The 22,935-nt window shown below is 64.6% G+C and carries 19 protein-coding genes and 2 pseudogenes; 12 read left to right on the top strand and 9 right to left on the bottom strand.

Features of this window, described 5'->3' with window-relative positions; all coding sequences use genetic code 11:
- Positions 1–101 precede the first annotated feature (101 nt).
- The gene (gene glgA / locus IF809_RS01050) at positions 102–1,517 is read right to left on the bottom strand and encodes a glycogen synthase GlgA (RefSeq protein WP_462836600.1); all 1,416 of its coding nucleotides are present in this window, start codon (positions 1,515–1,517) and stop codon (positions 102–104) included.
- A gap of 181 nt (positions 1,518–1,698) precedes the next feature.
- On the opposite strand from glgA, the pseudogene IF809_RS01055 reads away from it, so the two are divergent.
- The 8 genes and pseudogenes from IF809_RS01055 to IF809_RS01090 all read left to right on the top strand — a co-directional run.
- Positions 1,699–2,884 (top strand): annotated as a pseudogene (locus IF809_RS01055) (CaiB/BaiF CoA transferase family protein); the annotation flags it as partial.
- Positions 2,885–3,028: 144 nt separating this feature from the next.
- Positions 3,029–4,573 (top strand): ABC transporter substrate-binding protein, encoded by a 1,545-nt coding sequence (locus IF809_RS01060; protein ID WP_462836724.1) that lies wholly within the window; start codon positions 3,029–3,031, stop codon positions 4,571–4,573.
- Between the two features lie 7 nt (positions 4,574–4,580).
- Positions 4,581–5,531, top strand: a complete 951-nt coding sequence (locus tag IF809_RS01065; RefSeq protein WP_462836601.1) for an ABC transporter permease — start codon at positions 4,581–4,583, stop codon at positions 5,529–5,531.
- Positions 5,518–6,390, top strand: coding sequence for an ABC transporter permease (locus IF809_RS01070; RefSeq protein WP_128967562.1), 873 nt, complete (start codon positions 5,518–5,520; stop codon positions 6,388–6,390). The genes IF809_RS01065 and IF809_RS01070 overlap by 14 nt, the downstream gene beginning before the upstream one ends.
- Complete coding sequence (locus IF809_RS01075; protein ID WP_462836602.1) at positions 6,387–7,379, top strand: ABC transporter ATP-binding protein; 993 nt, start codon at positions 6,387–6,389, stop codon at positions 7,377–7,379. The genes IF809_RS01070 and IF809_RS01075 overlap by 4 nt, the downstream gene beginning before the upstream one ends.
- Positions 7,376–8,347 carry an ABC transporter ATP-binding protein gene (locus IF809_RS01080; protein ID WP_128967560.1) on the top strand — a complete coding sequence of 324 codons (972 nt, stop codon included), beginning with the start codon at positions 7,376–7,378 and terminating at the stop codon, positions 8,345–8,347. Before IF809_RS01075 ends, IF809_RS01080 begins: the two co-directional genes overlap by 4 nt.
- An 81-nt stretch (positions 8,348–8,428) precedes the next feature.
- Positions 8,429–9,496, top strand: coding sequence for an alcohol dehydrogenase (locus IF809_RS01085; RefSeq protein WP_128967559.1), 1,068 nt, complete (start codon positions 8,429–8,431; stop codon positions 9,494–9,496).
- 123 nt (positions 9,497–9,619) lie between these two features.
- The gene (locus tag IF809_RS01090) at positions 9,620–10,699 is read left to right on the top strand and encodes an isocitrate/isopropylmalate dehydrogenase family protein (RefSeq protein WP_462836603.1); all 1,080 of its coding nucleotides are present in this window, start codon (positions 9,620–9,622) and stop codon (positions 10,697–10,699) included.
- A gap of 40 nt (positions 10,700–10,739) precedes the next feature.
- Here IF809_RS01090 and IF809_RS01095 read toward each other — a convergent pair whose 3' ends face one another.
- The 5 genes from IF809_RS01095 to IF809_RS01115 all read right to left on the bottom strand — a co-directional run bounded on the left by IF809_RS01095 (position 10,740) and on the right by IF809_RS01115 (position 15,393).
- Entirely contained in the window at positions 10,740–11,012 is a 273-nt protein-coding gene (locus IF809_RS01095) for a hypothetical protein (protein ID WP_462836604.1), read from the bottom strand.
- 255 nt (positions 11,013–11,267) lie between these two features.
- Positions 11,268–12,083 carry an enoyl-CoA hydratase gene (locus tag IF809_RS01100; RefSeq protein ID WP_462836605.1) on the bottom strand — a complete coding sequence of 272 codons (816 nt, stop codon included), beginning with the start codon at positions 12,081–12,083 and terminating at the stop codon, positions 11,268–11,270.
- 108 nt (positions 12,084–12,191) lie between these two features.
- The gene (locus IF809_RS01105; protein ID WP_462836606.1) at positions 12,192–13,538 is read right to left on the bottom strand and encodes a L,D-transpeptidase family protein; all 1,347 of its coding nucleotides are present in this window, start codon (positions 13,536–13,538) and stop codon (positions 12,192–12,194) included.
- 404 nt (positions 13,539–13,942) lie between these two features.
- The gene (locus IF809_RS01110) at positions 13,943–14,314 is read right to left on the bottom strand and encodes a helix-turn-helix domain-containing protein (RefSeq protein WP_462836607.1); all 372 of its coding nucleotides are present in this window, start codon (positions 14,312–14,314) and stop codon (positions 13,943–13,945) included.
- 29 nt (positions 14,315–14,343) lie between these two features.
- A complete protein-coding gene (locus IF809_RS01115) occupies positions 14,344–15,393 on the bottom strand; it encodes a LysR family transcriptional regulator (protein ID WP_453979880.1) in 1,050 nt (349 codons plus the stop codon).
- Between the two features lie 469 nt (positions 15,394–15,862).
- Between IF809_RS01115 and IF809_RS01120 the strand changes: the two genes are divergently transcribed.
- Positions 15,863–16,129, top strand: coding sequence for a hypothetical protein (locus tag IF809_RS01120; protein ID WP_453979879.1), 267 nt, complete (start codon positions 15,863–15,865; stop codon positions 16,127–16,129).
- Between the two features lie 208 nt (positions 16,130–16,337).
- Entirely contained in the window at positions 16,338–17,069 is a 732-nt protein-coding gene (locus IF809_RS01125; RefSeq protein ID WP_128967550.1) for a cytochrome c biogenesis CcdA family protein, read from the top strand.
- 91 nt (positions 17,070–17,160) lie between these two features.
- On the opposite strand, the gene IF809_RS01130 is transcribed toward IF809_RS01125, so the two are convergent.
- Both IF809_RS01130 and IF809_RS01135 read right to left on the bottom strand, forming a co-directional pair.
- A complete protein-coding gene (locus IF809_RS01130) occupies positions 17,161–18,294 on the bottom strand; it encodes a mandelate racemase/muconate lactonizing enzyme family protein (protein WP_462836608.1) in 1,134 nt (377 codons plus the stop codon).
- 16 nt (positions 18,295–18,310) lie between these two features.
- Positions 18,311–19,768 (bottom strand): annotated as a pseudogene (locus IF809_RS01135) (sensor histidine kinase).
- A 419-nt stretch (positions 19,769–20,187) separates the two neighbouring features.
- Between IF809_RS01135 and IF809_RS01140 the strand changes: the two are divergent.
- Positions 20,188–20,421 (top strand): hypothetical protein, encoded by a 234-nt coding sequence (locus IF809_RS01140; protein ID WP_128967548.1) that lies wholly within the window; start codon positions 20,188–20,190, stop codon positions 20,419–20,421.
- 151 nt (positions 20,422–20,572) lie between these two features.
- On the opposite strand, the gene IF809_RS01145 is transcribed toward IF809_RS01140, so the two are convergent.
- Positions 20,573–21,847: a serine hydrolase domain-containing protein gene (locus IF809_RS01145; protein WP_453992205.1), complete on the bottom strand. Its 1,275-nt coding sequence runs from the start codon at positions 21,845–21,847 to the stop codon at positions 20,573–20,575.
- A gap of 162 nt (positions 21,848–22,009) precedes the next feature.
- Here IF809_RS01145 and IF809_RS01150 point away from each other — a divergent pair, with 162 nt between their 5' ends.
- On the top strand, positions 22,010–22,927 hold the full coding sequence (locus tag IF809_RS01150; protein WP_453979875.1) for a dioxygenase family protein: 918 nt from the start codon (positions 22,010–22,012) through the stop codon (positions 22,925–22,927).
- Positions 22,928–22,935: the final 8 nt, after the last annotated feature.

Raw genomic sequence — 22,935 nt, forward strand, 5'->3', positions numbered from 1 at the left:
GATCCAGGAGCCGCGAAATCCGGTGCCACATGGGCCCCGGCTCAGCAGCGCACCGTGGAAGAGACGCTGCGCTGCGTCCGGGGCATGAGAGAACGCGCAGCTCACGCCGCCGCCAGCTTCCGGTACAGCTTGCTGTAACTTCCCGCCGAGATGCTCCAGGAGAATGACCGGCCCATGGCGCTGCGGCGCATGGTGTCGAGCTGGTCGTGGGCCATGAACGCCTCGAAGGCACGGCGGACGCCGCCGAGGAAAGATTCGTGCGACGGTCTCGAGAACAGGAAGCCGGTCTCGCCGTCGCTGATGGTTTCGGCAAGGCCGCCGGTCTGGTGCCCGATCGGCAGCGAGCCGAAGCGCTGGGCGTACATCTGGCTGAGCCCGCAGGGCTCGAAGCGGGAGGGCATCAAGGTGAAATCGCTGCCGGCGAAGATGCGCCGCGCCTGAGCGTCGTTGAAGCCGATGGTGACGCCGATGGCGTCGGGGCGGCGGCGATGCGCGTCGATCAGCGCCTGCTCGAGCGCGGGCTCGCCGGAGCCGGTGACCACGATCTGCCCGCCGGCGTCGACGATCTCGTCGGCGGCCGACAGCACGAGGTCGATGCCCTTCTGATGCACCAGCCGCGCGACGATCGCAAACATCGGCCCGCGCGAGACTGCAAGCCCGAACTGCTTGCGCACGTAATCCGCATTGGCTTTCTTGCCGACCCAGTCGCCGGCCCCGAATTGTTGCGCGAGCTGGGCGCAATAGCGCGGGTCCCAGCTCTCGTCGATGCCGTTGAGGATGCCGGTGAGCTCGGACGCCTCGGAGCGGACGCGCAGCAGGCCTTCGAGGCCGCAACCGAATTCCTCGGTCGTGATCTCGCGCGCATAGGTGCCGCTGACGGTGGTGAGGTGGGAGGCGTAGACCAGCCCGGCCTTCAGGAAGGAGAGCTGGTCGTAGAACTCGACGCCGTCGATGTGGAAGGAGCTTTCGGGGACGCCGACCCGCCGCAACGACTCCTTCGGGAAGAGACCCTGATAGGCGAGGTTGTGGATCGTCAGGATCGACGGCAGCTTGGCGCCGCGCCAGGCGAGATAGGCCGGCACGAGCGAGGCCTGCCAGTCATTGGCATGGATCAGGTCTGCTGCCCAATTCTTGTCCAGCATGCCCATGGCCAGCTCAGCGGCCGCCGAAGCAAACCGCGCGAAGCGGATGTCGTTATCAGGCCAGTCGCGCCCGGACTCGTCGCCATAGGGGTTGCCGGGCCGGTCGTAGAGCTGCGAGCACAACAGCACATAAACAGGCATTCCGTCCTTGGTCGCGGCCCGGCCCAGCGAGCAGGCCGGCATTTCCGCGAATGCCGGGCAGCGGCCAACGATCTGAATATGCGTGAGTTGCTCGATGATGTCGCGATAGCCGGGCAGCATGATCCGGATGTCGGCGAAGGGACGCAGCGCACGAGGCAAGGCCGCGGACACGGCGCCGAGTCCGCCGACGCGGACGAAGTCGTCCATCTCTGTCGTGACGAACAAGACCCTCAAGAACAGCTGCCCTCATCCGATCCCGTTTGCTGCTATGCAAGAACGGGTCCAGTTGCTCCGGAAATTCTCCAGCCCCCCACGCGGCGCCTCTGTTCGGTAAAGACTTTCCTACTCAGCCGCCGCCCTCTAGGGTCGCCGCATCAACAAGAGAGAACAATGAAGGTTCCAAAGGGGCATGGGGATGCAGCTAGCAGATAAGCATGAGAGGATGACGACAAAGGCCTTTGCGGGCCTCAGGGTGCTGGATTTTTCGACCACCATCGCCGGGCCTCATTGCGCGCGGATGCTGGCCGACATGGGCGCCGAGGTCATCAAGATCGAGACCGACGGCGGCGAGACGATGCGCACCCGGCCACCGCTGCGCAAGGGCTGCAGCACCGTGTTCGGCCAGCTCAATGTCGGCAAGAAGAGCGTCGTGCTCGACCTCAAGTCCGAGGACGGGCGCGAGGCGGTCCGCCGGCTGGTCGCCACGTCGGACATCCTGGTCGAGAATTTTCGTCCCGGCGTGATGCGCCGGCTGCGGCTCGACTACGACAGCCTGCGCCCCGTCAATCCCAGGCTGATCTATTGCTCGATCTCCGGCTACGGCCAGACCGGCCCCTCGGCCGAGCTGCCGGCCTACGCGCCGGTAATCCATGCCGCCTCCGGCTACGACATGGCGCATCTCGCCTATCAGCCCGGCCGCAACAGGCCCGACTATTGCGGCATCTATCATGCCGACGTCGTCACCGGCACCTACGGCTTCGGCGCGATCGCCTCCGCGCTCTATCAGCGCAGCGTGACCGGGCTCGGCCAGCACATCGACGTCTCCATGCTGGAATCGATGCTGTCGCTGACCTTGACCGAATTGCAGGGCGCGCAATTCGCCGTAAAGCCGCCGCCGCGCCCGATGTTCGGGCCGACCGAGACGGCGAACGGCTATGTGATGATCACGGTCGCCAGCGAGAAGACGTTTCAGGCCCTGATGGGCGTGATCGGCCGCCCCGAATGGATCTCCGATCCTCGCTTCTCGACCTATGCCCCGCGACGCGAGAACTGGGCAGAGGTGATGGATGGGGTCGAAGCCTGGTCGCGGCAGCTCGCAACCGACGCGTGTCTCGCAGCGCTCGGCGCCGCCGGCGTGCCGGCTTCGGCCTATCGCACCGTGTCAGAGGCGCTGGCCGATCCGCAGCTCGCGCACCGGCAAGCGCTCTCGTCCGTGCAGGACGGAGGCGGCTCGTTTCAGGTGCTCAATCTGCCGTTCCGGATGTCGGGTGCCGACACCACGCCGGGTAGGACGATCGCCGTGCTCGGCGAGCATACGGATGCGCTGCGCGAGGAGATCGGCCTTCGCGAATGATACGTCAATTCCGACAGGCAAAACATCCGCGACGCGCCGAGCAACATTGCGCCGCCGCATGCGGCAACTGATCGCTCGCGCGTCCCTCTTGCCGTCGCGCGCGTTTGTCGCCAATCTCGCCTCCGAGTCATTCAACGATCCGAAACATCGGACGAGGATCCCGGGAGGAACCATGACCAGGATTGCTGCTGCGGCGCGCAGGCACGCGCCGATTTTCCTTGTTGCGGCATTTGCGATCGTCCCGCTGGCCGGGCCGGCGTCGGCGCAGAAGGCCGGCGGCAGCATCACCGTCGGCCAGGAGCTGGACATTCCGGGCTTCGATCCGCTCAAGGTCGGCGTCTACGATACCTCCACCTTCACCGCGGCGGCCGCGATCTTCGACACGCTCGTCACGCTCGACGACAAGGGCGAGGCGGCGCCGAAGCTCGCGGAATCCTGGACCCATTCCGACGATTACAAGACCTGGACCTTCAAGCTGCGCAAGGGCGTGACATTCCATGACGGCACGCCGTTCAATGCGCAGGCCTTCAAGGAGAATTTCGACCGGCAGAAGGACCCCGCCAACAAGTGCCGTTGCGCCTTCTACATCACCAACGTCAAGGAGGTGCTGGCGCCCGACGAATACACCGTGGTCTATCATCTCACCGACCCCTCGGTGAACCTGCCGGCGACGATCACCATCCAGAGCCAAAACAACGTCGTACACTCGCCGACGGCGTGGAAGACCAAGGGCGACGACTACAACCGAAACCCGGTCGGCACCGGTCCCTATATCCTGAAATCATGGACGGCCGGCGACCGCATGGTGCTGGAGAAGAATCCCAATTATTGGGACAAGAGCCGTCCGTACCTCGACCGCATCGTTCTGAAGCCGCTGCCCGATGCGCAGTCACGCTTCGCCTCGCTGCAATCGGGCGAGGCCGACATTATCTGGGACGACGAAAACGACGCCGACAACATCATGAAGGCGCAGAAGGACTCTAAGCTCACCGTACACACCTACAAGGGCTCGGGTGCGCAGGTCTACGCCTTCAACACCAAGGTGGCGCCGTTCGACGACGTCCGCGTGCGCCAGGCGCTGGTGATGGCGATCGACCGGCCCAAAATGTCGCAGGCAATCAGCAACGGCCTGAGCCGGCCCGCGAGCAATCCTTACGGAGATGGGTCCTGGGTCAAGTGCAAGGACGATGGCGCGCTGCCTTACGATGTCGAGAAGGCCAAGGCGCTGATCAAGGACTACGGCAAGCCGGTCGAGTTCAAGATGCTGGTCACCGCGACGCCCCGCGGCCGCATGATCGGCCAGGTGCTGCAGCAATTCTGGAAGCGCGTCGGCGCCAACATGGAGATCGAGCAGGTCGATCAGGCAACCATTCCCTCGCGCGCTTTCACGCGTCAATTCCAGCTGACGCCGTGGCGCATCGTCGATCTCGCCGATCCCGATCCGCAGATGTACGCGAACTTCCACACCGGCAGCCCGCTCGCGCTCGCCGGCTTCTCCGATCCGGAGCTCGACCGGCTGCTCGACCATGCGCGCGTCACAGCCGATGTCGGCCAGCGCACCGAGGATTATTGCGCCATCAGCCGGCTCATCAACAAGGAAGCGATCTGGTTCTGGACGTTCCAGAACACCTATTATGCGCTGTCGAGCGCGAAGCTGAAAGGCTTCGCGAAAATCTACAACAGCGTGATCGACGTCTCCGACACCTGGCTGGAATGACCTGGTGATGCTGAACTTCATCGTGCGGCGGCTGCTGGCGATCCTGCCGGTGCTGCTCGCCGTCTCGCTGCTCACCTTCCTGATCGCCTCGCTGCTGCCGGGTGATCTTGCCATGGTCATCCTCGGCGATCAGGCGACGCCGGAGAACGTCGCGGCGCTCCGCCATGACATGGGGCTCGACCAGCCGCTATGGTGGCGTTACCTGAGCTGGCTCGGGCACGTCCTCCAAGGCGACCTCGGCCGCTCGTTCCGCACCGGGCAGACGGTGCTGCAGGCGGTCTCCGAGCGCATTCCGGTCTCGCTCGAATTGATGCTGATGGCGGAGTTCGTCGGGCTCCTGATCGGCGTGCCGATCGCGATCGCCTGCGCCGCGCGCGCCGGCGGCGCATTCGATCGCTTCATGACCGGCAGCGCCTTTGCGATGCTGTCGATGCCGTCCTTCCTGGTGGCGATCCTCCTGATCTATCTGTTCGCGGTCGAGCTGCACTGGCTGCCGGCGACCGGCTATGTGCCGTTCACCGAAGAGCCGCTCTCGAACTTGCGCTTCTTCGTGCTCCCGGCGCTGACGCTGGCGCTGGCGGAATGGCCTGGAATCATGCGCGTGCTGCGCTCCGACATGATCGCGACCTTGCAGGAGGACTATATCGCGCTCGCGAAGGCCAAGGGCCTGAAGCCGTCGCGCATCCTGTTCGTCCATGCGCTCAAGCCGTCGTCGCTGACGCTGGTGACGGTGACGGGCATCAACATCGGTCGCCTGCTCGGCGGCACCTTGATCGTGGAATCGATCTTCGCGCTGCCCGGCATCGGCCGGCTGCTGGTCGGGGCGATCTATACCCGTGACCTCGTCATCCTCCAGGGCGTGGTGCTGCTCGTCGCCTGCGGCTTCGTGCTCGTGAACTTCATCGTCGACATGCTCTATGCCGTGCTCGATCCGAGGATCCTTCATGGCCACGCTTGAGCTCTCGATGCAGGACGAGGTGACAGCCGCGCCGGTCAGGCGCAAGCGCAAGCTCGGGCTGTTGTTCTGGATCGCGAGCCTTTGGCTCGCCATCATCCTCGCGCTTGCGATTCTTGCGCCTCTGCTGCCGCTGCAAAATCCCGTCGACATGGACATGCTGGAGCGGCGCGCCGCCTTTTCCAGCGAGCACTGGCTTGGCACCGACGGTCTCGGCCGCGACGAACTGGCCCGGCTGATCTTCGGCGCGCGCGTCTCGCTGACAGTCGGGTTGATCGCCCCATTGATCGGCCTCGGCATCGGCGGTGCGCTCGGTCTGCTCGCCGGCTATTTCCGCGGGAGGTTCGAAACGCTGGTGGTCGGCAGCATGGACGTGCTGCTGGCGTTTCCGCCGCTGATCTTCGCGCTCGCGGTCACAGCCTATCTCGGCCAGTCCATTCCCAATCTCACCGTCATCCTCGGCGTGCTCGGCATTCCCGCCTTCATGCGGGTCGCGCGCGCAGCGACGCTGTCTCTGGCGCGGCGCGAATTCGTGATCGCGGCCGAGGCACTGGGTGCCAGCCATGCGCGCATTCTGCTGCGCGAGCTGCTGCCGAACGTGATCCTGCCGCTGCTCGCCTTCTTCCTGCTCGGTGTCGCCGTCACCATCGTGGTCGAGGGGGCGTTGTCCTTTCTCGGCCTAGGCGTGCCGCCGCCGATGGCGAGCTGGGGCAGCATGATCGGCGAGGGGCGCGACAGCCTCGACGTCGCGCCGCGGCTCGCCTTCCTGCCGGCGGCCGGATTGTTCCTCACCGTGCTGGCGTTCAACCTCGTCGGCGACACCATGCGGGCGCTGACCGACCCGCGTCAGGGGGCGCTGTGAGCACACAGCTCCTGACCATCGAGGACGTCGCGGTCGAGCTGCCGACCCCGCGCGGTATCTTGCGCGCCGTCGACCATGTCGATCTGTCGCTGGAGGCGGGCCGCACGCTCGGGATCGTCGGTGAATCCGGCTGTGGCAAGACGATGCTGTCGCGCGCGGTCCTTCAGCTGCTGCCGAGGAAGGCGAAGCTCACGGGGCGCGTCACGTTCGACGGTCAGGATCTGGTCCGGCTCGCCCCTGAAAGCCTGCGGCGCCTCCGCGCGCGCGACCTCGCGGTGGTGTTCCAGGACCCCATGACCTCGCTCAATCCGGTGCTTACCATCGGCACTCAGCTGATGGAGACGATCCAGGAGCATCTCGAGTTAGAGGCGCCCGCCGCGCGCAAACGCAGCATCGAGCTGCTCGCCGCCCTCGGCATCCCGGCGCCGGAGCAGCGGCTCGCGCAATATCCCCATCAATGCTCCGGCGGCATGCGCCAGCGCATCGCGATCGCGATCGCGCTGTCCTGCGAGCCGAAACTGCTGATCGCGGACGAGCCGACCACGGCGCTCGACGTCACCATCCAGGCGCAGATCCTCGATCTGCTGGCGCGCGAGCAGCGCCGCCGCCATATGGCGATGATCATCATCACGCACGATCTCGGCGTGGTCGCCGGCCGCGCCGACGAGGTCGCGGTGATGTATGCGGGCAGGGTGGTGGAGCGCGCGCCGACGCAGGCGTTGTTCAAACGCATGCATATGCCTTACACGGAAGCGCTGCTGGCGGCGATCCCGAAGCTGGAGACCGCGCCGCATACGCCGTTGCCGGCGATTTCCGGCCGGCCGCCCGATCCGACCCGGCCGCTGAAGGGCTGCTCCTTCGCGCCGCGCTGCCGCTATGCCACCAGCCGCTGTCGTGAGGCCAAGCCGGGCCTGATGAGCGCCGAGACGGCGGATCATCTCTATGCCTGCTTCCACCCGATCCAGATGGCGGAAAGGATCGGCGCATGATGCAGCTGGCCGTGCGCGACGAGCCGCTCCTGAACGTCGACAATCTCGTCGTTGAATATGGGCTCGGCAACAAGACCGTGCATGCCGTCTCCGGCGTCAGCCTTCATGTAGCGCGCGGCGAGACGCTGGGGCTGGTCGGTGAATCCGGCTGCGGCAAGTCGACGCTGGGGCGCGCCGTGCTGCAATTGCGCCGCGCCAAGTCCGGCCGCGTGCTGTTCGACGGCGAGGACCTCACCGCGATGGAGGGCGAGGCGCTGCGCAAGATGCGCCGCCGCGTGCAGCTCATCTTCCAGGATCCGATCGCCTCGCTCAATCCGCGCCGGCGCATCGGCGACATCGTCGCCGAACCGCTGATCATCGCCGGTGTCAAGGACGCCGCCGAGCGCAGGCGCAGGGTTCACGACGTGCTCGCCGCTGTCGGGCTCGATCCCGAACTCGTGGCGAACCGCCTGCCGCACGAATTCTCCGGCGGCCAGTGCCAGCGCATTTCGATCGCGCGATCGCTGGTACTCAATCCCGAATTTATCGTCTGCGACGAGCCGGTCTCGGCGCTCGATGTCTCCATTCGCGCGCAGATCCTGAATCTGCTGGAGGAGATGAAGGCGCGGTTCGGCCTGACGCTGCTATTCATCGCGCATGACCTCGCGGTCGTCAAAGCCGTGAGCGACCGCGTCGCGGTGATGTATCTCGGCCGGCTCTGCGAGGTCGGGCCATCGGAGCAATTGTTTGCGAGGCCCGCGCATCCCTATACGGCGCTGCTGCTGCAGGCGATCCCGGTGCCGGATCCGGATGTGCGCCCCGCCGAGAGTGTAGCAACCGGCGAGCCGCCGTCGCCGATCGCACCGCCCTCCGGCTGCCGCTTCCGCACCCGCTGCCCGCGGGCGGACCAGCGATGCAGCGCGGAGATACCGGAGTTGCGCGAGGTCACGTCAGGCCAGTTCGCGGCTTGCCACCATCCGCTGGCCTGAACTAAGACGAGTCCCGGATTTGTCTCACTTGGCCGCCCGTGGCATGGTGGCGACGACAAGACGAATGCCGGGAGGAAGCCGATGAAGAGTTTCAAGGTTGCCGATTTCAAGGCGCCGCTGCAGGAGTTCGATGAGGCGACGCCGCAGCCGTCGGGCACGCAGGTGCTGATCAAGGTCAAGGCCGCCGGCGTCTGCCACAGCGACCTTCACATCTGGGAAGGCGGCTACGATCTGGGCCATGGCCGCAAGCCGCTGTCGCTGAGGGATCGCGGCATCAATCTGCCGCTGACCATGGGCCACGAGACTGTCGGCGAGGTTGTTGCGTTCGGCCCCCACGTGAAGCCGGCCGACCAGGGCGATCTCAAGCTCGGCGATGTCGGCCTGGTCTATCCCTGGATCGGCTGCGGCAAATGTGCGACGTGCCTTGCCGGTGACGAGAACATGTGCCTGACCCCGCGCTCGCTCGGCGTCTATTGCGATGGCGGTTATTCCGATCACATGCTGGTGCCGCATCCGCGTTACCTGCTCAACCTCAGAGGGCTCGATCCCGCGACGACCGCGCCTTATGCGTGCTCGGGCGTCACCACCTACAGCGCGCTGAAGAAGGTCGAGCAGCATTTCGACACGCCGATCGTGATGTTCGGCGCCGGCGGTCTCGGGCTCATGGCGCTCTCGCTCTTGAAGGCGATGGGGGGCAAGGGTGCGATCATGGTCGATATCGACGCCAGGAAGCGCGAGGCCGCGGAAAAGGCCGGCGCGCTTGCAACTGTTGATCCCAAGGCGCCGGATGCGCTGGAGCAGCTGGCAAAGAAGGCCGGCGGTCCGATCCGCGCGGTGATCGATCTCGTCGGCAACGCCGCGACGACGCAGCTCGGCTTCGACTGTCTGACCAAGGGCGGCAAGCTCGTCATCGTAGGCCTGTTCGGCGGCGGCGCGACCTGGGCGCTGCCGCTGATTCCGATCAAGGCGGTGACGATTCAAGGCAGCTATGTGGGAAACCTGCGCGAGACGCAGGAACTGCTCGATCTCGTGCGTGCGAAGAAGGTGCCGCCGATCCCGGTGACGCGGCTGCCGCTCGACAAGGCCAACGAGGCGCTGCTGCAATTGCAGCAGGGCGCGGTGGTCGGGCGCACCGTGCTCGTGCCGTAGTTCGACGCGTCATTGCGAGGAGCGAAGCGACGAAGCAATCCAGAATGTTTCCGCAGATGCAGTTCTGGATTGCTTCGCTTCGCTCGCCATGACGGGCCACTTCTTTCGTCGCGTAGGAAACCCATGTCCGCAAACAACGCCTTTCACATTGCCGTGCTCGCCGGTGACGGCATTGGTCCCGAAGTCATGGCGCCCGCGCTCGAAGTGCTGCGCAAGGTCGGCGACAGGTCGGGCCTGAGCTTCCGCTTCACCGAGGCGCCGGCGGGCGCCAACAATTATCTCGCCACCGGCAAGTCGATGCCGGATTCGACGATCAAGCTGTGCGAGGGGGCGGACGCGATCCTGCTCGGGGCCTGCGGTCTGCCGTCGGTGCGCTACCCCGACAACACCGAAATCGCGCCGCAGATCGAGCTGCGCTTCATCTTCGATCTCTATGCCGGCGTGCGCCCGGCGCGCCTCATTCCCGGCGTGCCGAGCCCGATCGTCGGCGCCGACCAGCGCGGCATCGATCTCGTGGTGATCCGGGAGTCCACCGAAGGCCTGTTCGCCTCGATGGGCAAGGGCGTCGTCACCCACGAGGACGCGCGCGAGACCATGGTGATCACGCGCAAGACATCCGAGCGGCTGTTCGACTTCTCGTTTCGCCTCGCCGAGCGGCGCAAGGCGCGCGGCAAGCAGGGAACCCTCGCCTGCGTCGACAAGGCGAACGTGTTCAAGGCGTTTGCGTTCTTCCGCGGCATTTTCGACGAGATCGCGAAGAAGCATCCGGACGTGAAGACCGATCGGCTCTATGTCGACGCCTGCGCGGCGATGCTGGTCAAGCGCCCATGGGATTTCGACGTGATGGTGATGGAGAACATGTTCGGCGACATCGTCTCCGACATCACCGCAAGCCTGATCGGCGGCCTCGGCATGGCGCCTTCGGCCGACATCGGTGACACCTACGCGGTGTTCCAGCCATGCCACGGCACCGCCCCTGACATCATGGGACAGGGCAAGGCCAACCCGACCGGCATGATCCTGTCGGCGGCGATGATGCTGGACTGGCTCGCCGACAAGCACGGCATCGAGAGCGCGACGGAGGCAGGCGAGCAAATCGAGCGCGCGGTCGATCAGGTCTATGCCGGCGGCCTCAAGCCGATGGAATTTGGTGGCAGCAACGGCACCGCCGACATCACGAAGGCGGTGCTTGAGGCATTGTAGTTAGACGCCATGGCAAAGGGGCCTTGCGGCCCCTTCTCGTTCACCAGCGGTGCCAGTAGCGATGGCGCCAGCCCCAGGGGCGCGGGCCGTAGAACGGCCGCGGGCCATAAAAGCCGTAGGCGCCGTAATAGTTCGGACGCCACCAGCAGCGGCCCCAGGCATTGCAGACCATCCGCACTTGATCGACATGCGCCGCCGGACCGCTCGCAACCTGGTCGGCCTGCGGGATGCCGTTCGGCATTGCCGCGAGCGCTTGTCCCGACGCCAGCGCGGCACCGCCTATGGCAGCCAGAACAGCAAATTTGAGTTTCATCGCAATCTCCCTCGTTGGTGGCGGAAGAACTTGCGAGGGATCAAGTGGTTGCTACCGCGACAAACCGCGCGAGGAATTTAATCTTGGTGAATGAAGGTTCAGGATCAGCCAGGAGTTCCAAGCGTTGCACTCTCGCCGGCGTCATTGCGAGCACAGCGACGCAATCCAGAATCTCTCCGCAGATGCGTTCTGGATTTCATCGTCGCAAGGGCTCCTCGCAATGACGGCGGAAAGACGTGCGCTCGAGGCGACCCTTTACTTTCCCCTGAACTGCGGCTTCCGCTTTTCCATGAAGGCCTGCCGGCCCTCGCGAAAATCGGCGCTGTCCATGCAGGCCGTGCCGATCGCCTTGATCGCGTCCATGTCGCGGGCGCTTTCGTCCTTCAGCACCTGCGCGATGGTGATCTTGGCGGCCTTGATCGCGAGCGGGGCGTTTTCGGAGATGGTCTGCGCGATCGCCATCGTCTCTCCCCAGAGCTGATCGATGGGGAACAGGCGCTCGACGAGGCCGATGCGCAGCGCCTCCGCCGCGTCGATGCGCATGCCGGTATACATCAGGAGCCGGGCCCAGGACGGCCCGACCAGCGACACCAGGTGCTTCAAGCCGTCATAGCCATAAGCGATGCCGAGCTTTGCCGCGGGAATGCCGAACTGGCTGCCATGCGCTGATATCCTGATGTCGGCGAGCATCGCGACCTGCATGCCGCCGCCGAGGCAGAAGCCCTCGATACACGCGATGGTCGGCTTGGGATAATCGGCAAGCAGCGCGCGCTGGGCGGCGCTGCGCCTGGCATACGCTTCGGATGCGGCAGCGTTGTGCCTGACCTTCTCGAACTGGCTGATGTCGGCGCCCGACACGAACGCCTTGCCGCCGGCACCGCGCAGGATCACGACGCGCACCGTCTCGTCGTCGCGCAAGGCTGTCAGCGCCTCGCCGAATCCCTCCCACATCTCCAGCGACATCGCATTGCGCTTGTCGGGATTGTTGAAGGTGATCACGCCGACGCCGTCGATGACCTGCTTGAGGATCTTGCCGTCGGCGTAGGGGGTATTTTGGGAGAGGTCAGGCATCGCGCGCTCGCTTGTCTTCAGACAAGGCGCAATGTGCTGTCAGCCCGAGGTCCGGGTCAACTGCGGCGGGTGAAGAGATCCGCAGCCACCCGTGCCGCGATTGCATGCCTATTGCGCCATATGCGCGGTCAGCGGGTGGTTGCCGGCGTTGCTGAAGAACGCCGCTTCCTCGGCGGTCGCCTCCAGCAACTGTTCGTCCTGGTTATAGACGTCGTTGCGGAACTGGATGGTCTGGTCCTTGGTCATCCAGGCCGTGAGATAGATCCAGGCGACCGGGACCTTCCTGGCCATGGCGACGTCCTGATGTTGCCCGGTGGCGATCTCTGCATCGATCGCGGCGCGGGTCCATTTCGGCTGGTCCTTGAGCAGCCAGGCGGCGAGATCGCGCACATTGTCGACGCGCGAGCAGCCGTGGGAATCGAAGCGGTAGTCGTCGCTGAACAGATTGCGCTGGTTGGTGTCGTGCATGTAGACCGAATAGGAGTTCGGCATGTCGATCTTGACCGCGCCGAGTGCGTTGAAGCTGCCGTTCTGCTGGCGCACGGTGAAATTCGGCGTGCGCGTGCCCGACCAGTCGACCGAATGCGGATCGATCGGATTGTCGTGGGCATCGAGCACCTCCATGTGCATGCGCGACAGATAGGTCGGGTCCTTGCGCATGTGGGCGGAGATCTCGGTCTTGGCGATCGAGGAGGGGACCGTCCAGGTCGGATTGAGCACGACGCCGGTGATCTGGGCCGTCAATGTCGGCGAGGGCTTTTCGGTCTTGCCGACGATGACGCGATAGCGCCGCACCACCACGTCGTTCTCGACCGCCTCGGCGTAGGCAGCGGGGATGTTCACCACGACATAACGCTGGCCGAAGCTGAAATTGGTGTTCTCGAGCCGCTCGAGCGAGGCTTCCAGCTGGCGGATACGCTTCTGCACCGGGACGTTCATGGCCGCGAGCGTGCGCGGCGTCATCAGGCCCGTGGGTGCAAGGCCGTGACGGGCCTGGAAGCGCTTCACACCGTCAGCGAGATCCTGGTCATAGGCGCCGCTCGCTTTGTCGGACGCAAGGTCACCGGAGAGGATCAGCCGCTTGCGGAGCAGATCGTCATTGGCCCCTTGGACGCCGAGCGCGAATTTTGCGTCCGCGGGAATCGTCGGCCAGCCGCCGCGCACCGCAAGGTCGGAATAGCTCAGCGCCGCGTCCTTGATCCGCTGGGCGGTGCCTTCATCATAGGTCGGCTCATGCGTCAGCGCGAGCGCCGCGGCGGAGCGGCTCTCGGCGGTGGAGGCCGGGGCTGCTGCGGCTTTTGGCGCGGCGGCGTGAGCCGGGTTGGCGGTCGCGGGCACCGTGCCGGACGAACTATTGGCCTTGGGGCCGCTCTGGCCCGTGGTCTCGGTCTGCGCAAGCGCCGAAGCGCTGGCAAGCAGGCCCATGGCAATGATCACGACATGGCGTTTCGACATTTTGTCCGGTCTTCCCCATGAGGACGAGACCCGCAACGGGCGCTCGTGTCGGCGCGTCCCGGCCGCCCAGGCCGCATGCGCCGATTCGCTGAAATTGGCGGAAGGCTAGGGCATCGGGGTTGCGGTCCCATTAAGCGTGGCACATCGAACCGGTGCATTCCTGGCACCACGGCTCTCGATTAGGTCGCAGCAAGGTCAGGAAGGGTTCGCGATATCAGCGATCAATGACGGCGGATGCCGGCATAGCGCAAACAAAAGGGGCGGCCAGGCCGCCCCGAAAAGCCAAGACCGCGCGGATGGCGCGCGGGCCCAAACCGGAGTCGTCATATCACGCCCAATCCGGCCGCGCCCCCGCGGCGCGGCGGATTGAACATCGGGCCGGAAGGACCGGACCGTCGACCGGCTCAGTCCTCGTTCGCCGCGATCGATTCCATCAGCGAGACGAGCTGACGCTGCACCGGCTGGTCCTTGATCTTGCTGTAGGCGCGCAGCAGGCGGAGGCTGAAAGCCGAGTCCAGGAACAGGAGGCTTTCGACTTCGCGGGCCTTGTTGTCGCCGTCATAGAAGAAGGTCACGGGCACATCGAGGGCGGAGGCGATCTGTTGAAGACGAGCCGCGCCGACGCGATTGACGCCCTTCTCGTATTTCTGGACCTGCTGGAAGCTGACGCCGAGCTTTTCGCCCAGCTCGGCCTGCGAGATCTTCATCTCGACGCGCCGCAGACGGATCCGCTTGCCAAGCTCAATGTCCGGCTTGCCGGCACTGCGCTGCTTCATCCTTTTCGCCGCTGCTTTCATCTCTGTTTTCACCTTTGTTCTTCGGTTGAAAATCCCCCGAAGAGCTGGGTCAGGGGTTCGCCCATATACGAGTCCTTGAATTCATGCGGGTGCACGAACTCTTCCTTAAACCACGGGAAGCGAGCCGGATTGAAAGCTTCGATCAGCCAGTCAATCATGTGCCGCACGCGGGGAATCCGGCCGCTACCGGGATGGTAGGACAACCAGATATCCAGCGGTCGGTTCAACTCGACCTCTAGTGGAATCAACTTCCCGCCAAGCGCAATGGCATAGCTCGGGAAGACGCCGATGCCGGCGCCATTCGCGACCGCCCAATAATTGGCGCTTGAGACGTTGGTCTTCATGACCAGAAGGTCACGCTCCGGAACGCCCGGGAAGAAGCTCTCGAAGGTTTCCTTGGCGGCGATCTGATCGGCGAATTGCAGCACCAGGCGGTGCTTGATCAATTCCGCCGGCGAGCGCGGCGCGCCATATTTCTCGACGTAGCTCCTGGAGGCCCAGAACATCAGGTGCATGCGGCCGAGCCGCACCAGCTTGACGTCGAGCGCCGAGGGGCGCGACAGATGAATGGCGACGTCGGCCTCATGGCGGGAGACGTCGGCCGAGCGCATCGCGCAATGCAGATCGACCAGGATCTTCGGATAGGCCTGCTGGAATTCCACCAAGCGCGGAGCGAGCCAGAACGTACCCAATCCTTCGGTGACGGCGACGCGGACCTCGCCGGTGAGGGCGTTGGCGGTCGAATCACTGGTGCGCATCACGTCGAAGGCAGCTGCCTCCATGCGCTCGACGGCCGCGACCACCAGTGCGCCTTCATCGGTAAGATGGGTGCCATGGACGTCGCGGGTGAAGAGCGTGGTGTCGGTCTGGCGCTCGAAATCATCGATTCGGCGGCGGACGGCGTTGATCGATAACGACAGGCGTTCGGCCGCCGATCGGAAGCTTCCGCATCGAACGACTTCAAGGAATATGCGGGCGGCATCCCAGTCCGAGAGGCCGCTGATGTTTGTCTTTAGGCGTTCCTCTCGTGGAACGCCCCTTTCCGCTAAGGAATGCATACAAGTCCCTTCGGGCCGCTAAACTGGCAGAATCTAGCGCAAACCACAACCACGACGGGTTGGGGAACGGTGAGTTTTGAACTCATACTTACCGCGCCAGAGACGGTATTTAGGTGTGCTTGGGGTTGGGAACGGGCTGATTTCTGTCCGGAAGAGGGGTAGGCGTGCGTTCCGTTGCGAGCCGTAGAATGGCTGCGGGATTGCCGGGTCCAACTGGACCAGAGGCAGGCATGCAAGACGTCTTGCGCCCCGATGAGACGGATCAATCGCTCCCGCTCAAACGTTTCACCCTTCACCGTTCTGGCTTGCTGCGCCGAATGATGCCGTCTGGAACCGCTGTTTCAACGCAGGAACACACCGAAATCGTCTTCGAGGGCACGGAGTCCTCGTGTTATCCTTGGTGCTCTTTGGGGGCCGAGGGGATCGTTTCAAGCACGTCTCGCAGGCCGAATTAACGGAAAGAACGCCGGTGTCGCATTCAGACGAACAGTTGCAGGCGGTGCTCGAGACGCTCGAGGAGTGCCGGAAGGTTCTCAACGAAGGCAACAGCCGCGAGTCGGCCGAATTGCTCTCGATCGTCATCCTCGACGTCAGGATGAAGCTCAAAGGAATTGACAGTGCCGACCTCAAGGCGCTGTGCGACGAGATGCTGCGGAGCGCTGCCAGCGAGCCGCCGTCCCCCTCCAAGCAGACGCAGGACCAGCCCCGGCGTCCGCTGCTCCGCGTGGTGAAGTAGCCGCGCCGCCGGATCTCGCTTTTTTGCGAGATCTGTGCGCGTCCCGGTGCCGCATCTGTGATCGCAGATGGCATCGGGAGGAGCCCTGCTTTGATCGCGCCTCTGTTGCGCATTCCCCGGCATCGGCTACACCAGAGCCGGTTCGGCTCTGGTCCCGTGCGCGTTGACCGCGCCCAGCCCGAGCGCCCGGGATGGTTTTGACTGCATCATGCAAAATGTTTCGATTACGGCGGCGCTGATTGCCGGCCTCGTCAGCTTTCTCTCCCCTTGCGTGCTGCCGCTGGTGCCGCCCTATCTGATCTATCTCACCGGCGCCACGATCGAGCATGTCGAGAGCGACGAGCCTGACACGGCCTCGAAGCGCGCTATCATGATCTCGGCGCTGCTGTTCGTGCTGGGCTTCTCCACGGTCTTCGTGGCGCTCGGCGCCAGCGCCTCGCTGATCGGCGGACTGATCCGCGCCTGGTCGGCGGAGCTGTCGATCCTCGCCGGCATCGTCATCATCGTGATGGGGCTGCACTTCCTCGGGCTGACGCGCATCGGCCTGTTGATGCGGGAAGGGCGGCTTCCGATTCCGAAGCCCGTCGGGCTCTGGGGGGCCTACATCATGGGCCTCGCCTTCGCCTTCGGCTGGACGCCCTGCATCGGCCCGATCCTCGCAGCCATCCTCTCGATCGCCGCCGCCGAAGCCACCGTGACGAAGGGCGCGGGCCTGCTCGCGGTCTATTCCGCCGGTCTCGGCATTCCCTTCCTGATCGCCGCGCTGATGATCGAGCAGTTCACAAAGCTGTTCGCGCGCATGAAGGGCCACCTCGTCAATGTCGAGCGCGCCATGGGCGTGTTGATGGTGATCACCGGCATCGGCTTCCTCACCGGCGCGGTCTCCAACGTGAGCATCTGGTTGCTGGAGACGTTTCCGTCGCTGCAGACGATCGGGTAGGGCGCCGTCGCGGACGGCGCATTTGATCCCTTCGACGGTGGCTTGCGTCGCCGCTAAAGCGGGACAAGCGCGACGATCTTTCGGTGCTACGCTAAGTCAGCGCAAATCGCGCCAGCGCCTCGCGGTCGATCTCGATGCCGAGGCCCGGACCATCGGGCACACGAACCACGCCGTTGACGTGCTCGATCGGCTCTCTCAGGATCGCCTGCCGGATCGGATGTTCGGTGCGATCGAACTCGAGCATCGGCTCGAGCGGTGCCAGTGAAGTCGGCGTGTGCGAAGGCAGCACGGCAAGGAGCTGAAGCGAGGCCGCGAGCGCAATTCCGGTGCCCCAGACATGCGGATTGTAGCGGATGCCGAACGCCTCGCTCATGTCGGCGATCTTCTTGCATTCGCTGAGGCCGCCGGCTGCGCAGGTATCGGGTTGGGCGACGTCGAGCGCGTGCGAGGCGAACAGGTCGCGGAAGCCGAAGCGCGTGAATTCGCATTCGCCGCCGGCGATGGGGATCGTCAGCGCGGCTTTCACCGCGCGATAGCCCGCGACATCCTCCGGCGGCACCGGCTCCTCGAACCATCCGATCTCGTAGGGTTCGATCAGCCGGCCGAGCCGGATCGCGCCGACGGCATCATAGGCGTGGTTGGCATCCACCATCAGTGCAACGTCCGGACCGATCGCCTGGCGCACGACGCGGGTGACGGCGGCGTCCTCCGCTATGCCGAAGCCGACCTTCACCTTCACGGCGCGAAAACCTTCGGCGGCATAAGCGGCCGCTTCCTCCGGCAGATATTTGAGCGGATCGCCGGATTTGCGCCGGTAAAGCCCGGTCGCATAGGCTTGCACCTCCCTCCGCGCGGCGCCACCGAGCAGCTGATGCACGGGCACGCCAAAATGCCTGCCCTTGATATCCCACAGCGCGATGTCGATGCCGCTCAAGCCCTGGATCACGACGCCTTTCTGGCCGTGATCGCGCAGGCGCGCGTAGATCATTTGCCACAGCACTTCGGTGCGCAGCGGGTCCTCGCCGATCAGCCATGGCGCGACGCTTGTGACGACCGCCGCCGTCATCCGCGCAGGTCCGTAGCATTCGCCCCAGCCGGTCACGCCGTCGTCCGTCTCGATCTCGACCAGCATCGCGCTGCGGGTGTCGTACCAGGCGCGCGAATAGGCGAAAGGCTGCGAGAGTTTGGCTTCGAGGACGTGGGTGCGAACGTTGGTGATCTTCATTTGGGATATCCTTGCTTCACCGCTCCCCGTCCAGCGCGCAGGTCACCGTGCAGACCACGCCCCGCGGCAGGAAGTCGACCGTGGCTTCGCCGCCGAGCTGGTCGCGTGCGCTGCGCTCGATCAGGCGAGAGCCGAAGCCGCGCTGTACCGGCGCCGTCACCAATGGGCCGCCGAGTTCGGTCCAGATCAGCCGCAGCCGCGGCTTCGGCGTGTCGGCGAGGACCTCCCAGTCCAGCGTCACCCGGCCGGTCTCGTTGGACAAGGCGCCGTATTTCGCGGCGTTGGTCGCGATCTCGTGCACGATCATCGACAGCACCACGGCGAGCCGCGGCGACACTGGCACGCCGGGGCCGGCCATGCGGATGCGATCGGGATTTGCAAGCAGGAACGGCTGGAGCGCGCGTGCGATCACGTCCCGCAGTTCCGAGCCTGCCCACTTCTCCTGGCTGAGAAGGTTATGTGCTTCGGCGAGCGCGCCGAGGCGCCCCTCGAACTTGGTTCGCTCGTCGCGACTTGCGCTGCGAAAAGTCTGCACCGCAATCGCCTGCATCAGCGCCAACGTGTTCTTGACGCGATGGTTGAGCTCCTCGATCAGAAGATTGTGCAGCATCTCGCCGCGCGCGATCGTCGTTGCCATCCTGATCGCAAAGGTGAGGCCAACCAGGAGCAGCACGCCGCCGATCAGACTGGTGATCGCGATGTTGCGCCAGAGCGGCGCGATCAGCGAGCTCTCGGTGAGTCCGGCCGCGATGGTCCAGCCGGTCAGCCGCGATCGCGTATAGGCCGAAGCAAGCGCGACGCCGTCGAGCGAGACGCTCGACAGAACCGCCTCGGGTGAGCGGAACATCGCCTCGAAGAGCGATGGCGATGCCTGCTTGCCAAACGTCTCGCCCGGATTGGGAGCGCGCGCGAAAACGATACCTTTGCTGTCCAGCAGCGATACGGTCCATCGCTCGTCCGGGCGCTGCCGCTCGATCAGGTGCTGGAAAATGTCGATCGGCGGGCTGAAGGAGAGCGCCTAGGCGACTTCGCCGTCGCGCATTACGGGGACCTCGACCGTAACGATCGCACGCTTCTTGGTCGATCCAACGAACAGATCGGAATACTGCGGCGCCTTGCTCGCAAAGACCCGTTCGACGATTTCGTGGTTGTTGCGCGACGGCAGATTCTTCGTTTCGGTCGTGGCCGTCGAGAACAGCTGGTGCCCGGACCTGTCGGCCAGCAGCAGGACGCTGTCTTCGCCATATTGACTGATGAATCCGACGGCGAGACGCCGGAAGCCGTCGAAGTCCCCGTTGCGCAGGGAATCGCTGAGCGCGAGCACCTGCAAGCCGCCCGTCATCCGCTGCACTTCGGCATCGAGCACGAGACGCATGCTCCGCACCGTCTCGAGCACCCGGCGCGTCGCGTCGCTGCGGTCCTGACGATAATTGAAATAGGCAATGCCGACCGCGAAGACGATCAAGGGCAGCATCGTTCCCGTGACCAGGAGAGCGAGTCGGACCGGCAAGGTGAGTTTCGACAAACGCGGGCGCCCCGGTTCCAGCGCGATCGCGCCGGATTATGATTTTCTCAAACCATACGGGCAGGGCAGGCGCGGCGCCATGATTTTTCGTATCCGGCGGGCGGTTCGGAACAGGAGTTCTGGAACGCAGTTCATCTCAGCTCATGCTGATTGCGGTGAGCAGCAGGCAGAGGGCATAAACGGCCGCCAAGCTCAGCCCGGCGATCCGGGCCTCGCGATGCGGTGACATGCGATCGACTCCGAGAGATGACCGCTCCGTCAACATCCCGCCGAAGGCGTCGTTCCGGTTCAATAGGAACAAATTGCTAGTTTTTCCCGTTCCTGAATAGACCGGGTGCCGAATGCCCGGCGATTGGAGGAGGAACCAGATGAAACTGAAGATCATGACCGCAGCGCTGATGATTACTGCATTCTCTCTGCCGGCGTTCGCGGCCGACGAGTTCTACGTCGTGCAGGACGTCAAGACCAAGAAATGCACCGTCGTCGACAAGAAGCCGACGGACTCGTCAATGACGGTCGTCAGTCCTTCGGGCACGATCTACAAATCGCGCACCGAGGCTGAGAGCAGCATGAAGACCGTCAAGGTCTGCACGTCAAACTGAGGAGGATGACAAATGCCAGTCCTGATCTTGTGGGCCGTTCCGGCCGTGCTGGTGATCGGCGGTGGAATCTATCTGATCGGCCATTTCCACTAGCAGAGAAGCAATGAGCTCCGCGATGACGCGGAGCCCATTGCAACAAATGTTAGGAAGGTCAGAGATTGCTCTCGGTGATTGCGGCATAGACCATGCTGCGCAGCTCGCGTCGGAGCGGATAGGCGCTCGACGGCAGAACCTGCGTCATGAAGATCGTGATCAGCTCTTCAGCCGGATCGATCCAGAACGAGGTCGTAGCCGCGCCGCCCCAATTGTATTCGCCGGGGCTGCCGGCAATCAGCGTCTCGGCCGGGCGCATGGTCACCGCAAATCCCAGGCCGAAGCCGATGCCGTTATAGGTGGCCTCCGAGAACAGCGAGCGCGACATCTCCGGCAGCGTCTGCCCGCCCGGAATGTGATTGCTCGTCATCAGCGCCAGCGTCTTCGGCCCGATCAGCCTCACGCCGCCAAGCTCGCCGCCGTTGAGCAGCGCGCGGCAGAAGGTCAGATAGTCGGCAACCGTCGAGCACAGCCCGCCGCCGCCGGAGATGAAGGAGGGCGGGGAGAGGAACGAGCTCGTCGCCGGATCATCCTGGAGCGTGATGCCCTCGCGGCGCTGGCCGGCGTGGAAGGTCATGCCGCCGCCCGGGTCTGCCGAGTAGCACGCGGCGAAGCGATGCGCCTTGGAAGCCGGCACGTGGAAATCGGTGTCGGTCATGCCGAGCGGATCCAGGATCCGTTCCTTTAGGAACTGCTCGAACGGCATGCCGGAAATCTTGCCGACGAGGTAGCCGATCACGTCGGTCGCGACCGAGTAGTTCCAGGCCTCGCCCGGCGAGAATTCCAGCGGGATCTTCGCAAGGCCCTCGATCATGCCCTGGAGCGTGCCTGATTTCTCGACCTCGCCGATCTTCTCGGCGCGATAGGCGGCGTCGACATTGGAGCGCTGCTGGAAGCCGTAAGTCAGCCCTGACGTGTGGCGCAGCAGGTCGACGATCAGCATCGGGCGGGACGGCGGCCGGGTCAGGAAGGACGGCGAGGTGCCGGCGACGAACACGCCGAGGTTTTTCCATTCCGGAATGTACTTTGCGACCGGCTCGTCGATCGCGACGAGGCCTTCCTCGACCAGCATCATGAAGGCGACGCTGGTGAGCGGCTTGGTCATGGAATAGATGCGGTAGATGGTGTCGTCCCTGACCGGCACCTTGCGCTCGACATCGGCAAGGCCCTGCACCGAGCTGTGGGCGATCTTGCCGCGGCGGTAGACGAGCAGGTGCGTGCCCGGGAAGCGGCCGGCATCGATATACCTGGCCTTCAGATGGGCATCGACGCGATCGAGCGCGGCCTTCGACATGCCGACGGATTCGGGCGAGGCGGGGGTTGGGGCGAGCATCAGTTCCTCCGGGCAGTTTCGTCCGACGTTGATAGCCGAAATGACGCCCCTCTTCCAAGCGGGTCGCGCTTAACGCGAGCCCGCGCGATGGTGTAGGCTCCGGCCTGGAACGCCTCCAAGGAGCCTCAACGGGGCAACGAGAAAAAGCAAGGGCAACGCACCATGACCCAGTTCAACGAGACCGAGCTTACCGAAGCCGTCGTCAAAAGCTTCGACAACACGCCTGACCGCCGCGCGAAATTCCTGCTGCAGGAATTGGTGAAGTCGCTGCACGATTACGTGAGCAAGACCGGTCTCACCTTCGAGGAGTGGGAATACGCCATCGATTTCCTGACCCGCACCGGCCAGAAATGCAGCGATACAAGGCAGGAGTTCATCCTGCTCTCCGACGTGCTCGGCGTCTCCATGCTGGTCGACGCGGTCAATCATCGCGACCGCGACGGCGCCACCGAGACCACGGTGCTGGGCCCGTTCTATGTCGGCGAGCACAAGGTAACCGCCCACGGCACCGACATCTCGCCGAACAACCTGACTGGCGAGCGGATGTTCGTGCAGAGCCGCGTCACCGATCTCAAGGGCGAGCCGCTCGCCAATGTTCCTGTCGACGTCTGGCATGCCGACGACGACGGCTTCTACGATTCCCAGAAGGCGAACTATGACGAAGTCGGCGCCTCGGCGCGGGCGCGCTTCATCACCGACGCCGATGGCCGCTTCTTCTTCCGCACCATTCTGCCGTGCAGCTATCCGATCCCGACCGACGGGCCCGTCGGCGAGATGATCGTGCAGACCAGGCGTCATCCGATGCGTCCGGCGCATGTGCACTTCCTGGTCAACGCCAGGGGGTACGAGCCGCTGATCACCCATGTCTTCATGGACGGCGACAAATATCTCGATTCCGACGTGGTGTTCGGGGTCAAGGACGACCTCATCGCCAAGGTCGAGCCGCGCACCGATGCCGAGATGCCCGACGGCACCAAGGCGACCGGGAAGTGGCATCTGATGACTTACGAATTCCACCTCAAGCCGGGCGGCGGCATCGCGCCCAAGCCGCTGGGGACGAAGGCGGCAGAGCCGGCCTGACCGGGCCA

The organism is Bradyrhizobium sp. UFLA06-24 (genome assembly GCF_054967145.1).

Coding starts and splice junctions, on each gene's coding strand:
- IF809_RS01060 (WP_462836724.1), top strand. CDS start 3,029: ATGACCAGGATTGCTGCTGCGGCGCGCAGGCACGCGCCGATTTTCCTT.
- IF809_RS01065 (WP_462836601.1), top strand. CDS start 4,581: ATGCTGAACTTCATCGTGCGGCGGCTGCTGGCGATCCTGCCGGTGCTG.
- IF809_RS01070 (WP_128967562.1), top strand. CDS start 5,518: ATGGCCACGCTTGAGCTCTCGATGCAGGACGAGGTGACAGCCGCGCCG.
- IF809_RS01080 (WP_128967560.1), top strand. CDS start 7,376: ATGATGCAGCTGGCCGTGCGCGACGAGCCGCTCCTGAACGTCGACAAT.
- IF809_RS01085 (WP_128967559.1), top strand. CDS start 8,429: ATGAAGAGTTTCAAGGTTGCCGATTTCAAGGCGCCGCTGCAGGAGTTC.
- IF809_RS01090 (WP_462836603.1), top strand. CDS start 9,620: ATGTCCGCAAACAACGCCTTTCACATTGCCGTGCTCGCCGGTGACGGC.
- IF809_RS01095 (WP_462836604.1), bottom strand. CDS start 11,012: ATGAAACTCAAATTTGCTGTTCTGGCTGCCATAGGCGGTGCCGCGCTG.
- IF809_RS01100 (WP_462836605.1), bottom strand. CDS start 12,083: ATGCCTGACCTCTCCCAAAATACCCCCTACGCCGACGGCAAGATCCTC.
- IF809_RS01105 (WP_462836606.1), bottom strand. CDS start 13,538: ATGTCGAAACGCCATGTCGTGATCATTGCCATGGGCCTGCTTGCCAGC.
- IF809_RS01110 (WP_462836607.1), bottom strand. CDS start 14,314: ATGAAGCAGCGCAGTGCCGGCAAGCCGGACATTGAGCTTGGCAAGCGG.
- IF809_RS01115 (WP_453979880.1), bottom strand. CDS start 15,393: ATGCATTCCTTAGCGGAAAGGGGCGTTCCACGAGAGGAACGCCTAAAG.
- IF809_RS01125 (WP_128967550.1), top strand. CDS start 16,338: ATGCAAAATGTTTCGATTACGGCGGCGCTGATTGCCGGCCTCGTCAGC.
- IF809_RS01130 (WP_462836608.1), bottom strand. CDS start 18,294: ATGAAGATCACCAACGTTCGCACCCACGTCCTCGAAGCCAAACTCTCG.
- IF809_RS01140 (WP_128967548.1), top strand. CDS start 20,188: ATGAAACTGAAGATCATGACCGCAGCGCTGATGATTACTGCATTCTCT.
- IF809_RS01145 (WP_453992205.1), bottom strand. CDS start 21,847: ATGCTCGCCCCAACCCCCGCCTCGCCCGAATCCGTCGGCATGTCGAAG.
- IF809_RS01150 (WP_453979875.1), top strand. CDS start 22,010: ATGACCCAGTTCAACGAGACCGAGCTTACCGAAGCCGTCGTCAAAAGC.